Annotated in this window: 13 protein-coding genes; 4 read left to right on the top strand and 9 right to left on the bottom strand. The window is 61.6% G+C overall.

All coding sequences use genetic code 11. The features are described from left to right. Positions 1-24 precede the first annotated feature (24 nt). Positions 25-387, bottom strand: coding sequence for a DUF4870 family protein (locus ACP7DW_RS25075; protein WP_426057217.1), 363 nt, complete (start codon positions 385-387; stop codon positions 25-27). A 92-nt stretch (positions 388-479) separates the two neighbouring features. Here ACP7DW_RS25075 and ACP7DW_RS25080 point away from each other — a divergent pair, with 92 nt between their 5' ends. Next, positions 480-2,357: a serine hydrolase domain-containing protein gene (locus ACP7DW_RS25080; protein WP_426057218.1), complete on the top strand. Its 1,878-nt coding sequence runs from the start codon at positions 480-482 to the stop codon at positions 2,355-2,357. 91 nt (positions 2,358-2,448) lie between these two features. On the opposite strand, the gene ACP7DW_RS25085 is transcribed toward ACP7DW_RS25080, so the two are convergent. The 5 genes from ACP7DW_RS25085 to ACP7DW_RS25105 all read right to left on the bottom strand — a co-directional run bounded on the left by ACP7DW_RS25085 (position 2,449) and on the right by ACP7DW_RS25105 (position 9,974). Further along, complete coding sequence (locus ACP7DW_RS25085; protein WP_426057219.1) at positions 2,449-3,021, bottom strand: CFI-box-CTERM domain-containing protein; 573 nt, start codon at positions 3,019-3,021, stop codon at positions 2,449-2,451. Further along, positions 3,018-3,827, bottom strand: coding sequence for a CFI-box-CTERM domain-containing protein (locus ACP7DW_RS25090; RefSeq protein ID WP_426057220.1), 810 nt, complete (start codon positions 3,825-3,827; stop codon positions 3,018-3,020). The genes ACP7DW_RS25085 and ACP7DW_RS25090 overlap by 4 nt, the downstream gene beginning before the upstream one ends. 652 nt (positions 3,828-4,479) lie before the next feature. Continuing rightward, positions 4,480-5,322, bottom strand: coding sequence for a phosphoserine phosphatase SerB (gene serB, locus ACP7DW_RS25095; protein ID WP_426057254.1), 843 nt, complete (start codon positions 5,320-5,322; stop codon positions 4,480-4,482). Between the two features lie 55 nt (positions 5,323-5,377). Beyond that, the gene (gene mfd, locus ACP7DW_RS25100) at positions 5,378-8,821 is read right to left on the bottom strand and encodes a transcription-repair coupling factor (protein ID WP_426057221.1); all 3,444 of its coding nucleotides are present in this window, start codon (positions 8,819-8,821) and stop codon (positions 5,378-5,380) included. A 217-nt stretch (positions 8,822-9,038) separates the two neighbouring features. Beyond that, positions 9,039-9,974, bottom strand: coding sequence for a 5'-nucleotidase (locus ACP7DW_RS25105; RefSeq protein WP_426057222.1), 936 nt, complete (start codon positions 9,972-9,974; stop codon positions 9,039-9,041). A 340-nt stretch (positions 9,975-10,314) separates the two neighbouring features. Here ACP7DW_RS25105 and ACP7DW_RS25110 point away from each other — a divergent pair, with 340 nt between their 5' ends. Continuing rightward, complete coding sequence (locus ACP7DW_RS25110; RefSeq protein ID WP_426057223.1) at positions 10,315-12,069, top strand: methyl-accepting chemotaxis protein; 1,755 nt, start codon at positions 10,315-10,317, stop codon at positions 12,067-12,069. Between the two features lie 78 nt (positions 12,070-12,147). On the opposite strand, the gene ACP7DW_RS25115 is transcribed toward ACP7DW_RS25110, so the two are convergent. Next, positions 12,148-13,074 (bottom strand): lipase secretion chaperone, encoded by a 927-nt coding sequence (locus ACP7DW_RS25115; RefSeq protein ID WP_426057224.1) that lies wholly within the window; start codon positions 13,072-13,074, stop codon positions 12,148-12,150. A 10-nt stretch (positions 13,075-13,084) separates the two neighbouring features. After that, positions 13,085-13,999, bottom strand: coding sequence for a lipase family alpha/beta hydrolase (locus tag ACP7DW_RS25120; RefSeq protein WP_298405372.1), 915 nt, complete (start codon positions 13,997-13,999; stop codon positions 13,085-13,087). Between the two features lie 320 nt (positions 14,000-14,319). Here ACP7DW_RS25120 and ACP7DW_RS25125 point away from each other — a divergent pair, with 320 nt between their 5' ends. Next, a complete protein-coding gene (locus ACP7DW_RS25125) occupies positions 14,320-15,015 on the top strand; it encodes a TetR/AcrR family transcriptional regulator (RefSeq protein WP_426057225.1) in 696 nt (231 codons plus the stop codon). Positions 15,016-15,130: 115 nt separating this feature from the next. Here the strand turns inward: ACP7DW_RS25125 and ACP7DW_RS25130 are convergent, their stop codons facing one another. Next, entirely contained in the window at positions 15,131-17,458 is a 2,328-nt protein-coding gene (locus tag ACP7DW_RS25130) for a penicillin-binding protein 1A (RefSeq protein WP_426057226.1), read from the bottom strand. A gap of 211 nt (positions 17,459-17,669) precedes the next feature. Here ACP7DW_RS25130 and ACP7DW_RS25135 point away from each other — a divergent pair, with 211 nt between their 5' ends. Further along, complete coding sequence (locus tag ACP7DW_RS25135; RefSeq protein ID WP_426057227.1) at positions 17,670-19,937, top strand: OPT family oligopeptide transporter; 2,268 nt, start codon at positions 17,670-17,672, stop codon at positions 19,935-19,937. The last annotated feature ends 5 nt before the right edge of the window (positions 19,938-19,942 follow it).

Here is a 19,942-nt window from a genome sequence, read left to right on the forward strand (position 1 = left end):
CACGATGGCTTGCCCGCAAGTAATTTACATGGGGACGGGGGTGTTGTTGTTCAGGTCGAGGAAGCCGCGCAGCAAGCGGTAGGCTTTCCACAGCCAGGCCACGCCCCACACGACGAACGCCAGCGGAATGCCGATGATGGTCATCCATAGCACGGCGCCGACGACGATCCAGGCCACATACCACCAGAAGGAACGGATCATCCAGCTGTGATGGCTGTACACGAAGGTCCCGGCCGCCTCGTCCCGCTTCACATAATTGATGATGAGCGGAATGAAGGAAAACGCGCCCAGCGAAAACACGAAGCTGGCGCCATGTATCAGGTACAACCACCAGGCCAGGTTCTTGGTCTGCCGGAGTTGGGTATCTAAAATAATATCTTGTGACATGCAGGCTCCTGCTTGATTGTTTGTTCAGGTTTTTATTGTAACAAGCTCTGTTGAACGGGAGCGCAATCCATGGGAAAAGGCGAAATACATTGTTGAAACGAGATCCACATCCCACCCTGGCCGCGCGCGCCGGGTCATGGCTGCGGCGCGCCGTGCCGGCCTTGCTGCTGTGCGCCACGGCGGCCCATGCCGCCGCGCCTGCGCTGGAGGCGGAGTTTGCCGCTGGCTTGAAGGAAGAGGGCCTGGCGGGCGCCGTCTGGAGCGAAGTCTTGCCCGATGGCACAGTCAAAGTCGGCGCGTCGGGCCAGCGCGATGCCGCCAAGCAACTACCCATGCAGGCGGACACGCGCGTGCAAGTGGGCTCCGTGGGCAAGGTGGCGCTGGCGCTGGGCGTCTTGCGCCTGGTCAGCGAAGACCGGCTCACGCTCGACACGCCCGTGCAGCAGGTGCTGCCGGCACTGGCGCTGAGCAACCCGTGGCAGGCCAGCGACCCCTTGCGCATCCGCCACCTGCTGGCGCATACGTCCGGCCTCGATAACGTGCGCTTCTGGCAGGCGTTCAGCCTGAATCCGGCGCCGCAGACGCCGCTGGCCGACGCTTTTGACGGCGGGCGCAATCTGCTGCGCGTGCGCGCCCGGCCCGGCAGCCGCTACGCGTATTCGAACATGGGTTATGGCTTGCTGGGCATGGTGATCGAGAAGGTCACGGGCCAGCCGTATGAACGCTACCTCGATGCGCAGCTGCTGCAGCCGCTGGGCATGGCCGACAGCACGTTTTCCTTCGTTACGCAAATGAGCACGCAGGCGGGCACGCAGCGCGATCCGCGCCTGGCCATGGGCTACTTCGAGCATGGCGTGGCCCAGCCGGCCGTGCCGCAGTACCTGCGTCCAGCCGCGCAATTTACCACCACGGCGGCCGACATGGGCAAGCTGGCGCAATTCCTGATGGGCGACGGCAAGCTGCAGGGCGAGCGCTTCATCGACGCGGCGCTGATGGGCGCCTTGTCCGAACCGGCCGGCACGGATGCGGCGCAGGCGGGCCTGGCAACGGGCCATGGCCTGGCGCTGGCCGTGCGCGACCGCCACAATGTGGTGGGCGCCTGCCACCCTGGCACGGCCGTGGGTTTTCGCGCCATGCTGTGCCTTTATCCTGAACAGAAAAGCGCCTTCTTCGCGGCCTTCAATACGGATGCGGAAGCAGCCGACTATGAACGCTTCAACCGCCTGCTGCTGCGCGACCTGGAACTGCCGCTGCGCGCGCCAGCGCCGCAGGGCACGCCCGCGCCCACGGTGGAAAACTGGCAGGGCGTGTACGTGCCGTCACCGAGCCCCATGGCCAGCATGGCCTGGGTCGATGCCGTCTTCGGCTTTACGCGTCTGAAATGGGATGGCGAGTCGCTGTTCCTGATCCCGTTCCAGGGCGAGCCGAAGGAACTGGAACCGGTGGGCGGCTTGCTGTTCCGCGCCAGCGACCGCAGCACGCCGTCGCACGTGCTGCTGCAGGACGATGGCAAGCATATCCTCAGCGATGGCTTGCGCAGCTATGAACGGGTGTCGATGCTGCGCATGCTGGTCTTGTGGGGCAGCCTGGCGCTGGGCATGGCGGGCTTGCTGTACGTGCTGGTGGTGGGTGTCTGGCGCGCCGCGCTGCGCCGCCTGGGGCGGGGCGACCATCTGTTCGCGCCCTTGCTGTCGCAGCTGGCGCTGCTCCTGCCGCTGCCGTTTTTCTATTTCCAGTCCTATCTGCGCCTGGGCGACGTGACCATCGCCAGCGTGCTGCTGGCGCTGGCGACGGGCGCGTTGCCGCTGGCGACGGCGTTCGGCCTGGCCCGCTGCTGGCGCAGCCGCGGCACGGCGGCCGAGGCGGACTCATGGGCGAAATGGGATTGGCTCGCCTTGCTGGCGGCGCTGCAACTGCTGCTGGTGCTGGCCTGGTGGGGCTTGCTGCCGCTGCGGCTGTGGCATCTGTAGGCTGTGAAAGGGGCGTGGCCGGGTGGTTATGCCTTTCCAGCGTATTTTGAATGCCCTACACTTGTAAGGCTCCTATACTTTTCCTACAGTGTTACATTATTTTTAGTAGTTTCACAATTCCGGAAATAAAAGCTTTTGCAGTATGCCGCAAAATAACTGACTTGCCGACGAGTTTTGCGAGCTTTGGACCGTTTCTCCAATACCAAACAATGAAAGCTCGCCCAGCCTTTGAGTTGTTCAAAATATTATCACGAAAAAAACGCAAGAACATTACATCTGGGTGATTTTGATCGCCATAGGCTACAGATGCGACAAAACAGGTAGCTCCGGACTTACTTTCTATTCGCATATTTCCTGCGCCTGTTTTTATATCGGAGGTCACTGATTGACGCGTCGTTCTCCCGTTCCTTTCGAGCATATTAAACGTATCAATATGATCTTCAGATACTTTTTTTCCGATGACATAGTCCATATTTTGCTCACGATTCTTTACTTCAAGCCGCAAGGCTTCTTCGCCGGCCTTTGACATCAAGTTCTGCACCTGTTGTTCATTAAGCCTTGACAAGGACTGATCGATTAATGATCCAGCTCGCAAGCCACTATCGTGTAATTGAACGGGACTATTTCTGTCCTCCTGTACAGGAAAATTCTTTCTATCACTCATTCGATACTCCGATTAAATTTAGGTGCCACGATTTTTGAAAATATACTAATGCAGACCCTTGCCAAGCCTATTAAAAACGTTGATCTGGAAACAATCGTTGCGATTTTTTCGCCGTTTTTGTAGTACCAAACAATAAATTTTCTGCCCCAATTTTTTTCCACCAAATAATGGTCACGCCAAAATCTCAAAGCGACGGTTTCTGGCGCAGCTTCGCCGAAGCAAACTGTTGCAACAAAGCATTTTGATGGCGTAAATGCTATAACATTTAAATTTCCGGCTGGCATCTCAACAGAGTAATTTGCCGCTTGAACTTGGCCTGATGAAATTGTTCTTCTAAGTAGTGCGATTTCACGCGATGCCTTCGTGCGGATCATATCATTTTCCAAACGTTCTGCCTCTGCCAGCATTGCTCTTGCTGCTGTAATGTCATCATCGTATAGCCAAGAGCCAGCCTTCATGACATTTTCTGGCAAATGAGCCAAAACATCATCGTGTGACATTGACGCCAGAGCGTTCTGTAGTTCTGAAAAACCTTCCTCTGGTTGCTTTATATTTATTCTTATCGTTCGAGATGGCGCCGATCTTTTATGACGTTTCAAAACCAATTGCAATATCGAAAAGCGCTGTTCAGAGGAAAGATAAGGTGGAACAAGCTCCACAAGCCTTTCCATTGTTTGACCTGAAAGATTTGTTTTCCCATTTTTCCAGTTAGGGAAAGTCTTGCGAGCGTATCTTTCAGCTGAATCACCGTGAATTGCACCATAGTCGGAAAAAAGTTCATCGCGAGCATCCTCATCAAGATTCATGAATGCGTAGCGTATTCTTTCAATGGCGCTACCAAATAGGGCGCTTAGCACCGTAAATTTCGACGGAGCAGAAGAACGACCCGAACCTCTTGATCGCCAGCTTTTGTAGCGCCGTCTGTTGTAATATACCATTTAATTTATGGCGCCTAGAATTTTAATGATTCATTGTAGAAGGAGGATTAGAGTAAAAAATTATTTTTAAAATTATAATTAAACTTAATCTTTCTTGTTTAAATATTTCAGTCCCGCATGGTGAAGATTGTTCAGGTGTTTCTTGGTGGCATTGTGTATATGGTAGCAAATATTTTCTGACCTTTATTCGCAGGGATATCCTAGTTGTTTAGTTTATGTTGTTCACATACTATTACAGCACCTTCTAAACATATGAGGCGATGTATGGCATTCAGAAATGATCGGACTATTGCACAATCTATGATTTCGCACAGCAGGTTTGATTTATGTACTACGCATGAAAGAGGTTGGATGGCAAGTTTGATTGTTATAGTGTCATTTATGTAATTTTCCTCAGCCCTCTCGTCCCAATGGCTGCTTGGTCGACCGGCAACATCCTGCGATCCCAAGGACTAACCGCATCAGTTACGTCAGCGATGGGTTTCTTTGGTCATCGGTTTGATGGATGTTGCGACTCAATTTAGTTGAGAATGTTCAGAATGCCATCGAGCCCCACGAAGTTCAGCGCCACATCGGCTTGCGAACGCACCACGGGCTTGGCGCGGAAGGCCACCGACAGGCCGGCGATGCCCATCATTTTCAAGTCGTTGGCGCCGTCGCCCATGACGATGGCTTGCGACGGCGTAATGCCCATCTGCGCGCACACGCGCTCCACCGTGCGCTGCTTTTCCTCGGCGTCGACGATGCCGCCCAAAACCCGGCCCGTCAGCTTGCCGTCGACGATTTCCAGTTCGTTGGCGTGCGTGTAGTCGAGGCCCAGGCGTTCTTTCAGGCGCGTTGTGAAGAAGGTAAAGCCGCCCGACACCAGCAGGGTTTTCAGGCCGGCCTTTTGCACGGCCGCCAGCATGGTTTCCGCGCCCGGCGACAGTTTTAGCCGCTCGTCGTAGACGCGCTGCAGCGCCGATGCATCGAGGCCTTCGAGCAGGGCCACGCGCTGCTTCAGGCTGGCCGCGAAATCGAGCTCGCCGCGCATGGCCGCTTCCGTGATGGCCGCCACTTGCGGCTTGAGACCCTGCATGTCGGCGATTTCATCGATGCACTCGATGGTGATCAGGGTCGAATCCATGTCCATCGCCACGAGCTTGAATTCACTCAGTGCGCGCTGGCCCATCATGTAGGTGGCGTCCAGCTGCGCCGCCTGGGCCGCCACTTCGATGGTGGGGCGCAGCGCGGGCGAGTAGGCGATCTGCTCGCAGCGCACGGCGTTCGGACCCAGGCGCGTGACGGACGTGGGCGCGGCCAGGGCGGCGATACGCTCGAGGCGGGCGCTATCGCCGTCCAGGCCCTGCAGGATCAGGTTCATGGTGATGGAAGTCGTGTTGGTCATGGGGCTATCCTGCATAAATGGTCGAAATGGTCTACACCGTCAATTGCTTGATGGTGGTCTTGATCTGCGTCACGCGCGCGGCCAGGTCCGGCATGGCGGCCGTAATTTTCAGCTTGTCCTGGCCATGCAGCTTGATATGGCGGTTCTTCTGGATCAAGTCGATGATGCGCATCGGGTCGATGGGGGGCTTGGCCATGAATTGCAAGGTGGCCGCCTCGCCATGCACGTCGATCTTGACGATGCCCACGGTTTTCGCCGCGATGCGCAGGCGGTGCGTCTCGATCAGCGCTTTCACGGGGTCGGGCAGCTTGCCGAAGCGGTCGATCAGTTCTTCCTGGATATCGTCGATCTTCTCTGGCGTGGCGCAATTGGCCAGGCGCTTGTAGATCGACAGGCGCTCGTGCACGTCGCCGCAAAAATCGGCTGGCAGCAGGGCCGGCACGTGCAGGTTGATTTCCGTGGTCGAGGCCAGCGGCGCGGCCAGGTCCGGCTCCTTGCCGGCCTTCAGCGAGCGCACGGCTTCGTGCAGCATGTCCGAATACAGCTGGAAGCCGATTTCCGTCATCTCGCCAGACTGGTTCTCGCCCAGCACTTCACCGGCGCCGCGGATTTCCAGGTCGTGCATGGCCAGGTAAAAGCCGCTGCCCAGTTCTTCCATCTGCTGGATGGCGTCCAGGCGGCGCTGCGCCAGTTTGGTCAGGCCTTGCACGTCGTGCACCAGCAGGTAGGCGTAGGCCTGGTGATGCGAACGGCCCACGCGGCCGCGCAGCTGGTGCAGCTGCGCCAGGCCGAACTTGTCGGCGCGGTGCATGATGATGGTGTTCGCCGTCGGCACGTCGATACCCGTTTCGATGATCGTCGTGCACAGCAAAATATTGAAACGCTGGGCGACGAAGTCGCGCATGACCTTTTCCAGGTCGCGCTCGTGCATCTGCCCGTGCGCCACGGCGATGCGCGCCTCGGGCAGCAGTTCCGTCAGCATGGCCAGGCGGTTCTGGATGGTTTCCACCTCGTTGTGCAGGAAGTAGATCTGGCCACCGCGTTTGAGTTCGCGCAGACACGCTTCGCGGATGATGGCCTCGCCTTCGCTGCGCACGAACGTCTTGATGGCCAGGCGCTTTTGCGGCGCCGTGGCGATGATGGAAAAGTCGCGCAAGCCTTCGAGCGCCATGCCCAGGGTGCGCGGGATCGGCGTGGCCGTCAGGGTCAGCACGTCCACTTCCGCGCGCAGCGCCTTCAGTGCTTCCTTCTGGCGCACGCCGAACCGGTGTTCCTCGTCGATGATGACCAGGCCCAGACGCGTGAATTTCACGTCATCGGACAGCAGTTTATGCGTGCCGATGACGATGTCGATGGTGCCGTCGGCCATGCCCTTGAACGCCTGCGTGATCTCCTTGCCGCTGCGGAAGCGCGACAATTCCGCGATGCGCACGGGCCAGTCGGCGAAGCGGTCGGCGAAGGTTTGCGCATGCTGCTCGGCCAGCAGGGTGGTGGGCGCCAGGATCGCTACCTGCTTGCCGCCCATCACGGCGATGAAGGCCGCGCGCAGTGCCACTTCCGTCTTGCCGAAGCCGACGTCGCCGCACACCAGGCGGTCCATCGGTTTGCCCGAGGTCATGTCCTTGATGACGTTGCGGATGGCCTCGGCCTGGTCCGGCGTCTCGTCGAAGCCGAAGCTGTCGGCGAAGCGCTGGTAGTCGTGCGACGAGAATTCGAACGAGTGGCCCTGGCGCAGCGCGCGGCGCGCATACAGGTTGAGCAGCTCGGCGGCCGTGTCGCGCACCTGTTCTGCCGCGCGCTTCTTCGCCTTTTCCCACTGGCCCGAACCGAGCGAGTGCAGCGGCGCGTCTTCCGGCGACGCGCCCGAATAGCGGGAAATGACGTGCAGCTGCGACACCGGCACGTACAGCTTGGTGTCCTTGGCGTATTCGAGGTGCAAAAATTCCGTCTCGCCTTCGCCCAGGTCCATGCTGGTCAGGCCCATGTAGCGCCCGATGCCGTGGTTGATGTGCACCACGGGGTCGCCGATCTTCAGTTCCGACAGGTCGCGCACCATCGACTCGACCTGCGTCACGCCTTCCTGCTTCTTGGTGCCGACCCTGCGGCCGGAACCGGCATACAGTTCCGTCTCGGTGATGAAGGCCAGGTTGCCGTCCGGCGTGAACAATTCAAAACCCGCATGCAGCGGCGCCACGCCCAGCATCAGCTTGGCGTCGGACTGCAGGAAGCCGTCGCTGCCTTCCACCGGCGTCAGGTGCAGATCGTATTCGGTGAAGTACTGCTGCAAGGTTTCGCGGCGGCCGTTCGATTCGGCGCAGATCATCACGCGGCGGCCCGCTTGCAGCAGATAGCTGCGCAGGTTGGCCAGCGGATCGTCGGCGCGGCGGTTGACGGCGATGTTTGGCACGGGCGCCGACAGTTCGGAGGCCAGCGCATCGTTCGATTTCGTGATCGCCAGGCGCGGATACGGCTTGGCCAGGCCGAAGAACTGTTCGTCGGACAGGAACAGCGCTTCGGGCGGCAAAATCGGCCGCTCGCGGTCGGCCTTCAGGAAGCGGTAGCGCGACTGGGTATCGGTCCAGAAGCGGCCGATGGCCGCGTCGATCTCGCCCACCAGGGCCAGCGAGGCGTCGGGCGGCAGGTAGTCGAACAGGGTGGCCGTCTGCTCGAAGAACAGGGGCAGGTAGTATTCGATGCCGGCCGAGGCGATGCCGCTGCTGATGTCCTTGTAGACGACCGAGCGCGATGGATCGCCTTCGAACTGTTCGCGCCAGCGGTTGCGGAAAGTGGTGCGGGCCGCTTCATCCATGGGAAATTCGCGGCCCGGCAGCAGCCGCACTTCGTGCACCGGATACAGCGAGCGCTGGGTGTCGGCGTCAAACGTGCGGATGGTCTCGATGGTGTCGCCGAACAGGTCCAGGCGGTAGGGCAGGGCTGACCCCATGGGGAACAGGTCGAGCAGGCCGCCGCGCACCGAGTATTCGCCGGGCGACATCACTTGCGAGACATGGCTGTAGCCGGCCAGGGTCAGCTGCGACTTCAAGCGCGCTTCGTCGAGCTTTTCGCCCTTCTTGAAGAAGAAGGTGTAGGCGGCCAGGAACGACGGCGGCGCCAGGCGCACCAGCGCCGTGGTGGCCGGCACGATCAGCACGTCGCACTGGCGCGTCTGGATTTCATGCAGGGTGGCCAGGCGCTCGGAGACCAGGTCCTGGTGCGGCGAAAAGGCGTCGTAGGGCAGCGTTTCCCAGTCCGGCAGCAGGTGGCAGCGCAGTTCCTTGCCGCCAAACCAGGGGATTTCATCGAGCAGGCGCTGGCCGTCGCTGGCCTGCGCCACCACCACGGCCAGCATCTGGCCCCGCGCTTTCAAGGCCAAAGCGGCCAGCGCCAGGGCATAGGCGTCGGATGAACCATACAGGGCGGGCAGCGCGTAGCGGTTGCCGGGCTTGGGGAGAGCTTTTGTTAAGTCTAAGGACATGCAGGCGATGACACTAGTGGCAGAGGCAGTTGACAGGAAAGGCTGTATTGCGTGCGGGCCCTTCATGAAGGCGCCAGCAGGCACGATTATAGACCATCGCCCTCATCTCCGCGCTTGAGAAAACCGTCGCGAGCGGCAGTGATTTGTGGTCAAGAAGCGCAGCCGTACGCTAGTACGGTGAGCATCGCAGGCCGCAAAGCGCGACGCGCAGCAGGTTTTATCCTGCGCGCATATTCGCGATACCGAAAGGAACATGCACCATCGGTATCGTGCCGCCGGCTGACTTCAAATGGCTCAGCTGGTCGTCGAAGAAGATATGCGGCTTGAACACGGCCAGCACGCGCGACTTGTCCATGCCACCGAGGAAAAACGTCTCGTCGGCCGCCACGCCCCAGCTTTTCAGGGTCGTCACGACGCGCTCATGCGAGGGCGCATTGCGCGCCGTGATGATGGCGATGCGCAGGATCTTCTTGTAGCCGGGGTCGCGCCGCTGCGCCTTTTCTTCCAGGCGCTGCATGGTGGCCAGCTTCTGGAACAGGTCGGCCAGCGGGCCGGGGCGGTGCGGCGTGCCCACGTTCAGGGTTTCATGGGCGTGGAATTCATCGACGTCGTTGTTGCGCTTGAAGACGGTTTCCGCTTCATCGTCGGCGATCACGCCGTCGAAATCGAAGGCCACGCGCAGTTCTTCGTCGTTCTCGTCGTCTTCCGTGCGCGACGGCAGCACCAGGCCGGCCGGATAGTTGCAGGCCAGCGCGCTGCGCACGTCGTGTTCATTTGCGCTGAGGAACAGCGAGGCGTTGAAGGCTGGCAGGTAGGGGTAGGGCGACTTGCCCGTCATGAAGGCGGCGCGCGAAATATCGAGGCCGTAGTGGGCGATCGAGTGCATCACGCGCAAACCCGTTTCCGGCGAATTGCGCGAAAACAGCACCACTTCCACAGGCGACTGGCGCGGATAGTGTTTGTTGATGTTCAGGAAGCGGCGGATGAAGGGAAAGGCCACGCCGCGCGGCAAGACCGTGTCGATATGCGTTTCCTGGTACTTGCGGTATTCCTCGGGGCCGTTGTCGAGGTAGACCTGGTGCGATTCGGCCAGGTCGAACAGGGCGCTGGAAGCGACCCCGATCACCAGTTTGTGTTCGATAGGATATGCCATGGTCTGCCTGTTGTTTGCTTGTTGCTCATCTTATACGACTATCAACTGCGCAGCCAATAGTGGCACGCGGCGATTTTTTTGCACCAAAGCAGGGCGCCAGGCCATTTTTTTTGTTTTCTGTGCAACACGTACCACAGTAAAGAAATAAATCTTGTCTTGTATCAAGTATGTAGCAGCCAGCGCGCCCATTTTCCACTATGCTTCCATTTATGAATTCTCGCCAATTGTAACGAAGCGTACGCCCCACCCCCGCCACCTTTATACAAATGTCAGCCGTTTTACCTGAACATGCCAGCCTCAGCCTTGCCAGCAGCCGTTTTGACTAATAAAGGACCTAGCTATGTTTAAGAATTTACTGATCAAATGGAAATTGGCGACCCTCGTCGCCGTGATGATGGCGGCACTGCTGGTGGTCGGCATCTGCGGTTACACGGGCATCGCCACCGTGGGCAACGCCGTCAACGAGATCGGCGTGGTGCGCCTGCCGTCGATCCAGGGCTTGATGATGATGAACGAGGGCCAGACGGCCGTCGCCGCCGCCACCCTGACGGCCGCCATCTATGAAAACAATTACCAGGCACAAGACAAGTTCGCGGAAGCGCTGCAGTTGCGCACGCGCGCCTGGAGCAATATCGAGGCGGGCCGCAAGCTGTACGAGCCGCTGCCGCAAACGCCCGAGGAAGCCGTGCTGTGGAAGCGTTTTCTGGAGGAATGGGCCGCCTGGAAGGGCGATGACGACAAGGTGCGCGCCATCCTGCGCCAGCTGGCCGACAACCGCGACGAACCGCGGCAGAAAGAGCTGTTCGTGGCGTTCTACCAGCAGTACCAGGCTTCGCGCAGCCTGTTCGCCAAGGCCGAAGGCACGCTCAACGAGATCATCAAGCTCAATAACGGCGTGGCCGATGCCAGTGTCAAGGACGGCAGCGCGGCCGTGATCCGCTCGGAAAGCCTGATGCTCATCCTCGGCTTGCTGGCCTCCGCGCTGGGCATGGGCTGCGCCGCCTACATCACGCGCGCCATCACCCAGCCGATCAATGCGGCCGTGAAAGTGGCACAAACGGTGGCGTCGGGCGACCTGACCAGCCAGATCGAGGTGCACACGACGGAAGAGACGGGCCAGCTGCTGCAGGCGCTGAAAGACATGAATTCCAGCCTGGTCAACATCGTCGGCCAGGTGCGCAGCGGCACGGAAACGATCGCCACGGCGTCGTCGGAAATTGCCAGCGGCAACCTGGACCTGTCCTCGCGCACGGAAGAGCAGGCCAGTTCGCTGGAAGAGACGGCATCGTCGATGGAGGAGCTGACCGCCACCGTGCGGCAGAACGCCGACAATGCCCAGCAGGCCAACCAGCTGGCGCTGAGCGCTTCCGGCGTCGCCGTCAAGGGCGGTGATGTGGTGGGCAAGGTGGTTGAGACCATGGACGCCATCAACGATTCGTCGCGCAAGATCGTCGACATCATTTCCGTCATCGACGGCATCGCCTTCCAGACGAATATCCTGGCCTTGAATGCGGCCGTGGAAGCGGCGCGCGCGGGCGAGCAGGGGCGCGGCTTCGCCGTGGTGGCCAGCGAGGTACGCAACCTGGCGCAACGCTCGGCGGCGGCGGCCAAGGAAATCAAGACGCTGATCGGCGATTCCGTGGAAGCGGTCGACGCGGGCAGCAAGCTGGTGGCCGAGGCGGGCAACACGATGGCCGAAATCGTCGCCAGCGTGCAGCGCGTGACGGACATCATGGCGGAAATCAGCCTGGCCACGCAGGAGCAAAGCTCGGGCATCGACCAGATCAACCAGGCCATCGGCCAGATGGACCAGGTGACGCAGCAAAATGCGGCCCTGGTGGAAGAGGCGGCCGCCGCGGCCGAATCGCTGCAGGAGCAATCGGGCCAGTTGGCCGGGGTGGTCAGCGTCTTCAAGCTCGATGGCGCACTGGCGCCGGCCGCGCAGGCCAAAGTGGCCGCACCGCGCCGCGTGGTGGCCAGCGCGGCGCCGAAGCGTCCGGCGCCGCCGCGTCCCACCGCGGGACGCCCGGCCCTGCACGCCGTGCCGTCCCAGCGCCAGAGCGCGCCGCGCGACGACGAGTGGGAAGTGTTCTGATGGCGTGACGGCGTCAGCCTGCGCTACCGGACGGCCGCCTTGCGCGGCCGTTTTTTTAAGGCACCGCTGGCGTGAACGCTATTCGTAGGCGCCCAGCCGGCGCTGTTCCTCCGGCGTGAAACTGGCGTCGCGCAGCTGTTGCAGGGCCGCCGCATCCTGTGCGCCGCCGGGCAGACCCGCCTGCTGCGCCTTCTGCGCTTGATACGCGATGATGCGCTGCTGCCACTGCGATTCTTCGCGGTCCAGTTCCGCCAGGCGCGCCGCCGCCGCTGGCGTGAAGGTGCTGGCGCGCAGGCGGTAGACTTCATTCTCGCCACCACCCTGGGCTCGCAAGGCTTGGACGGAGGCGTCCAGCTGCGCCACCCTGGCTGGCGCCTCGCGCGCCTCGCGCTGGGCCGGCGACAGCTTCTGGTCCAGCGCGGCCAGTTGCGCCTGGCGCTGCGCCTCGTCCAGCGTGGCGTCGCCGAGTATCGCCATGCGCGCCACGGCATCGTCGTCATACGCGTCGCTGGCGCCGAACAGGCCCGCGCTTTCCTCGGGCGTAAAATAATTGCCGCGCATGGCGCGCATCGCTTGCAGGCGCGCGCGCGCCGCCAGGGCCGCATCGGCTTGCGCCGGCAAGGCTTGTTCCGCACCGGCCAGCGCCTGCTTGTAGGCCAGGTACGCGCCCAGCAGGCGCTTGGCTTCGCGGGCGGGGACGGGCGCCAGGCGTTTATCGAGCTCCGCCTCGATCTGGCTGCGGATGGCGGCCAGCGGTTTCTCACCGAGGCCCGCCAGGTAGTAGTCGAACAGGTGGGCCAGTTCCGCGTCGACCACCAGCTTGTCGCCCACGGCCACCGTCACGTTGCCATCGGGTCGCGTGCCTTGCATCGAGCGCACGAACGCGAACAGGTCCGGTTCAGCCTTTTCCGGCGGCGGGGCGGGCGGTTCGCCCGGGCGCAGCACCAGGTACAGGGCCAGGGCCGCCAGGCTGGTGCCGATGATCCATTTCGCGTTCGTGCGCATCGTCGCCTCCTTACAGTCCCAGGCCTTGCAGGCGGTTGGCTTGCTGGCGGAAGACGGTGACGGGGTTCGTCTCGAACAGGTTGACGATGCCGACGAACTGGTTGACTTCATCGAGGTGGTTCATGGCGTAGTCGTCGCGGATCACCTTGCCCAGGTGGCTGGAGCAGCTGCTGACCAGGCCATCGTTCTTGACGCCGCCGAAGGCCAGGCTGATGGCGGCCATGGCCGGGTCGCCCGCATCGAGCACATTCGTGTACGGTTGCGCGCCGCTCCACGAAAAGTAATGCACGCCTTGCACCTGGTAGGCGCCTTCGCCGCAGGCCGAGGTGGGCACGCCTTGCGGGTGGCGGCTATTGAAGGCCAGCGAGCCGGCCGTGGACAGGGAGGCGAGCGAGGCGCCCGCGTTTTGCGGCAGTCCCTTGTTGCCTGACAAAATGCCGATCAGGGAGGCGAGCGCATTGCCCAGCGCGCCGCTAGTGTTGGGTATGGCGCCGCTGAGGATGTCGGCTACTTTCGATCCCTTGTTGACGCCGGCCACGCTGGTGACGGACGCCACCAGGTCGGGGCGCACGGAAGCGACATAGCGGGCCGTGGGGCCGCCGTGGCTGTGGCCGATTAAATTGACCTTGGCCGCGCCCGTGGCGGCGAGGATTTGCCGCACCTGCGACAGCAGCTGCTCGCCGCGCACTTCGGTGCTGTTGGCGGCCGACACGGTGGTCACATACACTTGCGCGCCGCCGCTGCGCAGGGCGGCGGGCACGCCATAGAAATACTCGACGGGGCCGAGCTTGTCGAAGCCGAACAGGCCGTGCACCAGCACGATCGGGTACTTCGTTTGCGTATAGCCGGCGGCGCTGGCGCTGCCGGGCAGGATGGCGAGGGAAAGCAGCAGGGTCGATAGCAGTTGCCAAAAGCGTGTCTTCATTTTGTCTCCGTTATTTGAAATAGTATGGAAATGTCGATGCTGTAGCGATGTGCCGTGCGCCGCTGCACATTCTATCGATGCATTAAATATAGCGATCGCTCGGTTTTTTTGAATGTAGCACCGCTGGATGTAAATTGCTGTGAATTGCATGATGCAGCGCAATAACTGTGGGAATTTGGCCTTGCGTCTGTGCCCATTACATAGTTGAAAGGTCAAATAGTTGTTTTCCTGAGCTATAATCGGCCCGGCATCAGCCGTCCCGCCGTCTTGCAGCGCCACTCAGGCGCTGTCTTACATTGCTCATACACCGTTACTTGGGAATGCACTTGTCGACCCATTTCAATTTTGAACAGTTTCAGCAGATGACGCCTTTAAATGGCGAAAACATCTGGGAATATATTCTTGACCGCCACGCGGAACGTATCGGCGTCAAACGCCGCAAGCCGGCGCTGGAAAATCTTGAACGCATCTTCGTCGCCACCTTCCGCCTGGCCAATGACGTGGGCTTCCGCGCCATGAGCTTGCGCGACCTGTGCCGCGAAACGGGGCTGTCGATGGGCGGCTTGTATGGCTACATCACCAGCAAGGACCAACTGGCCGAAATGATCGAGGACGTGGTGCGCCACGCCACGCAAGCCTTGCCGCTGTTGTTCGCCGACGTGAAGTCGCCGCTGGACCGGCTGGAGGCGATGATACGCTCGTCGATCTACCTGTCCGAAGTGCTGCAGCCGTGGTTTTATTTTGTCTTCATGGATTCGCGCGTGCTGCAGGTGGAGCAGCGCAGCATGGCGAAGAATTCGGAACTGTATGTACAGACCCTGATCGCCGCCACCATCGCCGAAATCGAACCGAAGCCGCAGGGCGATCCCACCTTGCTGGCAGCGCACTGCCTGGCCCTGTTCCAGGACTGGTACGTGAAGCGCTGGAAGTACCGCGCCGCGAAGGTCCATGTCGACGATTTCGCCGATAGCGTCGTCAGTACGGTGCGCGGGTATTTGAGCATGACCGCTGTGTAAACCTCGGCGGCACTTGTCGGGTTACGCCGTCCCGGCTAACCCGACCTACGATTGGTGATTGATGCAGTAACAGGTAGGTCGGATTAGCGAAGCGTAATCCGACAAGATACCTGCGTCAGTTCGTGGTTTCCATGGGCACCGTCTCCGGCACGGCCGCCGGATCCGTCGGCGTTTCCACGTCCATATCCAGGGTCTTGATCCCGTTCATGTCGATGAATTCATCGTACAGCCACTCGCCATCGACCTGGCTCAGGCCTGCCGGCACGGCGCGCGTGACTTGCGGGCGCGTCGACAGGGCCGTGCGCATGTAGTCGATCCAGATCGGCATGGCCAGGGTGGAACCAAATTCGCGCCCTCCCAAGGACTTGGGCTCGTCATAACCCATCCACGCCACCGCCACGATGCCGCCGCCGTAGCCGGCGAACCAGCCGTCGACGGCGTCGCTGGTGGTGCCCGTCTTGCCGGCGATGTCGCTGCGCCCCAGTTTTTTCGTCGCCGCCGCGCCGGTGCCCGTGCGGGCCACTTCGCGCAGCATGCTGTCCATCACGAAGGCGTTGCGCGGATCCAGCGCCAGGGTCTTGTCGTCGTTCGGCGCGGGCGGCTTGGTCTGCATCAGGATGGTGCCTCTGGCGTCGACGATGCGGTCGATCAAATACGGTTCCACCTGGTGGCCGCCATTGGCGAACAGGGCGTAGGCGCCCGCCATCTGCACGGGCGTGACGGAACCCGTGCCCAGCGCCATGGTCAGGTTGCTGGGCTGGCGCTTTGGATCGAAGCCGAATTTTTCCATGAAATCGTGCGTGTACGAGACCCCGAGCGCGCGCAGGATGCGCACCGAGGCCACGTTCTTCGATTGCGCCAGCGCGTAGCGCATGGTGATGGGGCCGTCGAACTTGAAGTCGTCATTCTGCGGCGCCCACACCTTGCCGCCCGCCTGCAGTTCGAGCGGCACGTCATTGATCAGGGTGGCCGGCGAAAAGCCTTTTTCCAGCGCCGCCGAATACACGAAGGGCTTCATGGCCGAACCGGGCTGGCGCCAGGCCTGCGTGACGTGGTTGAACTTTTGCAGGTTGTAGTCGAAGCCGCCCACCATGGCGTGGTAAGCGCCCGTTTCCGCGTCCAGCGAGACGAAGGCGGCGGCCACCAGCGGCACTTGCGTGATGGCCCAGTTGCCCTTGGCATCCTGGGTGATGCGGATCACGGCGCCCGGACGCAGCTTGATGCCGGCGCTCGCCTTGGCGGACAGGGCAGGGGCGGCAAAGCGCAAGCCGTCACCCGTGATGGCCTTGGCGTCGCCGTCGCCCGTGTCAGCCACCACCTTGCCGCTGGCCACGTCCGTGACGACGGCGGCGATCAGGCCGTCGCTGTCCGGGCGTTTTTGCAGTGCCGCATCGATGGCGTCGTCGCGCTGTTCCGGGTCGGCCGGCATGTCGATGAAGGTTTCCGGGCCGCGGTAGCCGTGGCGCTGGTCGTAGGCGATGACGTTGCTGCGCGTCGAGGCGTAGGCCGCGTCCTGGTCGGCTTTCAGGATCGTCGTGTAGACGCTGATGCCCTTGGTGTAGCTGTCTTCCTGGAATTGGGCAAACACGGCCTGGCGCGCCAGTTCGGCCACGTATTCGGCGTGCGTCTCGAAACCCTGCTTGCCGCGGGTATTGACATGCAGCGGCTGCGCCAGCGCCTGCTGGTACTGGCCTTCGCTGATGTAATCGAGTTCGCGCATGCGTTTCAAGACCAGCTGCTGGCGCGCATGCGCCTTCTTCGGATTGCTGATCGGGTTGTGGCGCGAGGGGTTTTGCGGCAAGCCGGCCAGCATGGCCATTTCCGCGATCGACAGTTCGGACAATGGTTTGCCGAAGTACGTCTGCGCCGCGCTGCCGAAGCCGAACGAGCGCTGGCCCAGGTACATCTGGTTCATGTACAGCTCGAGAATCTGCTCTTTCGACAGGGCCGCTTCGATTTTCAGGGCCAGCATGATTTCATTGAGCTTGCGCGAGGCGACTTTTTCGCGCGTCAGGAAGAAATTGCGCGCCACCTGCATGGTGATGGTGGAGCCGCCGCCGTGGCCGAAGCCGTGGCGCAGGTTCGACAGCACGGCGCCGCCGGCGCGCACGAAGTCGATGCCGTGGTGTTCGTAGAAACGGCCATCCTCGATGGCCAGCAGGGCTTTCTTCATCATTTCCGGCACCTGCGCGATCGGCACGAAGTCGCGGTGCTCCTCGCCGAACTCGCCGATCAGCACATTGTCGGCCGTGTACACGCGCAGCGGGATCTTCGGCTGGTAGTCGGTGATGACGTCCAGTTCGGGCAGGCGCGGGCGCACATACAGGAACAGGTAAGCGGCCAGCAGCATGGCGGCGGCCAGCGCGGCGCCGCCGGCGATAATGAAGGCGCGCACGGTGGCGCGGCGGGAAGGCCAGGGAAATCCGGTTCGTTTGGCAGTCAAGGCAGTCTCACGTGAGCGTGCGGGGCACGGTGGCAGCGATTATAGACCAATGCGCCAGCGCTTCCGGTGCGGGCGGGTGGCGGGGCTGGCCTCCGGGAGCGGGAGCAAAAAACCTTTTCATCGAAACGCGGCTGTGCGATAGTCTCGGCTTCAAGCAAATAGCCCGGATCTCGATCCGGGCTGTTTATTTTATACAATTAAGGATTTATTTATGGCAAAAGATGCAATGCCGAGCGCCGTGAAGCCGTATATTCCGGCCGATGCGAAGCTGCCCGAGATGACCTTCCGCGCGCTGTTCATGGGCGTCATCCTGGGGATGGTCTTTGGCGCCTCCTCGCTGTACCTGGTGCTGAAAGTGGGCCTGACCGTCAGTGCCTCGATTCCCGTCGCCGTGATCGCCATCACCCTGTTCGGCCTGGCCAAGAAGGTGGGCGGCAAGGATTCGTCGATCCTGGAAAACAGCATCACGCAAACTGCCGGCTCGGCCGGCGAGTCGCTGGCCTTCGGCCTGGGCGTGACCATGCCCGCCATTTTGATCCTCGGCTTCGACCTGGAAATCTCTAGAGTCATGCTGGTCGGTATCCTCGGCGGCCTGCTGGGCATCCTGATGATGATCCCCATGCGCCGCACCATGATCGTCGACCAGCACAAGGAACTCAAATTCCCCGAAGGCACGGCTTGCGCCGAAGTGCTGAAGGCTGCCGCCACGGAAGAATCGCGCATCGCCGCCGGCGAAAGCATCGAGAAGGATTCGGCCGCCGCGCTGGACGCCAAGCGCCGCGCCAAGATCATCTTTGGCGGTTTCGCCGTCGGCCTGCTGTACAAGGTGTTCAACATCTCGTTCAAGGGCTGGAAGGATACGCCGGGCGTGGAATTCGCCGCGCCGCTCAAGGGCGGCTCCATCGGCGCCGAGATTTCCCCTGAATTGCTGGGCGTCGGCTACATCATCGGCCCGCGCATCGCCGCCACCATGGCAGCCGGCGGCGTGCTGTCGTATCTGCTGCTGATCCCGATGATCAAGTTCTTCGGCGACAGCCTGACCACCGTGCTCTCGCCGGGCACCAAGTTGATCAGCGAAATGGGCGCCGACGACGTGCGCAGCGCCTACGTGCTGTATATCGGCGCGGGCGCCGTGGCCGCCGGCGGCCTCATTTCGCTGGTGCGCGCCATGCCCATGATCTGGCGCAGCCTGTCGGCCGGCCTGAAGGGCCTCGGCAAGGGCGTCAAGAACAACTCCACCCTGCGCACCGACCAGGATATCCCCCTGAAATGGGTCATCATCGGCTGCCTGTCCATCATCGCCGTGATCACCTTCGCCACGCCGCTGCACATGAATTTCCTCGGCGCGCTGCTGATCCTCGTCTTCGGCTTCCTGTTCGCCACCGTGTCGTCGCGCCTGACGGGCGAAATCGGCTCCTCGTCGAACCCGATCTCCGGCATGGCCGTCGCCACCTTGCTGTTTACCTGCCTGATCTTCCTGATCATGGGCTGGACGGGCGGGCGTTACTATGTGACCGCCTTGTCGGTGGGCGCCATCGTCTGCATCGCCGCCAGCAATGCCGGTACCACGTCGCAAGACTTGAAAACCGGCTATCTGGTGGGCGCCACGCCGCGCCTGCAGCAGTACGCGATTCTGGCCGGCGCGCTGTCGTCGGCCCTGATCCTCGGACCGATTCTGCTGAAACTGAACGAGGCGAGCACCGTCTACGTGCCGGCCGCGCAAGTGGCGCCGGGCCTGACGGTCGACGCGTCGAAGCTGACGGTGACGGGCGAGCTGCATGGCCCGCAAGCCGATACGGACCACAACACGTATAAAGTCTGGCAAAAGACCGATACCGTGGGCGGCCCGGCCGGCAAGTATTTTGTGAAGGAAGATGGCCAGCTGGCTTACCTGGTCGATCCGGGCATCAATGGCCATTACAGCAAGCGTCCCGACGGCTCGGAAGTGAAGAAATACGATGCGCCCAAGGCCGTGCTGATGTCCTACATCATCAAGGGCATCCTCGACCAGCAGTTGCCGTGGACCCTGGTGCTGTTCGGCGTGATGATCGCCGTGGTGCTGGAAATGGCCGGCATCCCGTCGCTGGCGTTTTCGGTCGGCGTGTACCTGCCGCTGTCGTCGACCCTGCCGATCTTCGTCGGCGGCCTGGTGCGCTGGCTGGCGGACCGCCGCAACAACAAGCTGGAACACAACGCCAAGCTCAATGAAGAAGAGCGCCAGCTGGCGGGCGACCGCAGTTCGGGCGTGCTGCTGGCGTCCGGCTATATCGCCGGCGGCGCGCTGGCCGGCATCATCATCGCCATTACGGCCGGCGTGCTCACGCACTTCGACCAGATGATGGCCGACTGGGCCGAGCATGGCAATCCGTTCTACGCGGGCCTGCACTCGGATGCGCTGTCGCTGCTGCCGTACGCGGTCATCATCGTGCTGCTGTATCTCGTCGCCAGAGAGAAAAAGGCGGACCGCCCGCAGGCTTGATGCTT

Origin of the sequence: Janthinobacterium sp. PSRC1-1 (assembly GCF_049897525.1) — a bacterium.
Classification (GTDB): Bacteria; Pseudomonadota; Gammaproteobacteria; order Burkholderiales; family Burkholderiaceae_D; genus Janthinobacterium; species Janthinobacterium tructae.